1 protein-coding gene and 1 pseudogene are annotated in these 1,494 nt (G+C 35.1%); both read left to right on the forward strand.

Annotation, left to right across the window (positions count from 1 at the left end):
• Window positions 1–259: pseudogene (locus tag BFA01S_RS23040) on the forward strand (methyl-accepting chemotaxis protein); the annotation flags it as partial.
• 130 nt (window positions 260–389) lie between these two features.
• Window positions 390–1,494: methyl-accepting chemotaxis protein (locus BFA01S_RS21510; RefSeq protein ID WP_156484008.1), on the forward strand; the 1,105-nt coding region annotated here is incomplete at its 3' end.

Raw genomic sequence — 1,494 nt, forward strand, 5'->3', positions numbered from 1 at the left:
TCAGTCAGTCGCAAACATTCAAGATAAGATTAAAGATACAGCTAATCAGCTGGCGACGATTTCTGTGGCGGCTCATGATATTAATGAGTCGATCGAAAATATTGCAGCAATATCAGAACAATCATCGGCTAGTATCGAAGAGACAGCGGCTGTTTCCGAACAGTCTTCAGCATCAATGAGCAAGATTAGTGAAAGTTCAGCATCACTTGTTACATTAGCAGAACGATTAACATCTTCTGTAGCGAAGTTTAAATTGTAAAATAGATCAAAAAAGTCAATTCCTAGAGAATTGGCTTTTTTCATTTGGATGCTAATAAATTATGTAAAGAAAATTCAACATATTCCGATATAAGAAGGGTGAAAAAGAAAGAATAGAAGGAGTTTTACATATGAGATTTACTATTGGTAAAAAGTTAACTTTGTTTAATGTTATTCTACTTATCTTTATGATTTTAGTTGGCTTTTTCGGTATAAACGGAATGCTGAAAATTAATGATGTGAACGAGGAACTGGATGAGAATTGGATACCAATTATTCAGGAAACACATACGAGTACCTATCAATTTGTGAGATTAGCAACTCTTGAAGGAAATTTATTATTAGCTGAAAATGAGAAACAGACGGAAGAAATATTAAAAGAATCAGAACAAACTGTCGGATTTTTAAAGAAGAGTCTGGAAGTGCTTAGAGGAATTCCGACTAATCAAGAGCAGGAAGCACTGTTTCAGGAAGTAGACAGGCTATTTAATGAATATTTAGCGGTTCATGAAAAAATGATGACAGCCTATGAACAAAATAATAAGGAAGAAATGGGGAAATACTTTCAAGAAACAAGAGAGTTATTTCACCCTGCCAATGCTAAATTATATGAGCTTGTTTTATTGAATAATAAAAGTATAGATGAAACGAGCGAGGGAAGTATTAGTGCTTTTAAAGCAGGCGCAACACAAACATCTGTTATGATTGTTATTTCTATTTTAATAAGTATTATGGCGATCTTTTATTTAATAAAAGTTATTGCAAAGCCGATACGTCAACTAAGTAAAGTTGCCGAAGATGTGGCGAATGGAAATCTTGTACAAAATGTCCAGATAAAATCAAATGATGAAAGCGGTGATCTTGCAAGAGCGATTCAGACAATGTGTATGAATCTGCAAGCCCTTATTTCTAACATTAATAAGGAGTCACAGGAGATTTCTTCTTTTGCCCATGAATTTACTGTATCTTCACGTGAAGTTACAGATGGCGGAGAGCAAATTGCTGTTACAATGGGAGAATTGGCAAAAGGAGCAGAGGAACAAGCGAGCAGTACGACATCGCTCTCTGAGATGATGAAGGAATTCTCTTCTTCGATTCAACGATCAAGTGAGAACGGGGAAGAATTAAACGAAGAAGCGAAAGAAATTAGAGAGATGACGGATAATGGCTTTAATGAAATGGAAGAGACGAAAGAACAAATAGAAGATATCAATAAGGTTGTTCAGGAATCTGTAG

Source organism: Metabacillus fastidiosus NBRC 101226 (genome assembly GCF_001591625.1).
Lineage (GTDB): Bacteria > Bacillota > Bacilli > Bacillales > Bacillaceae > Metabacillus > Metabacillus fastidiosus.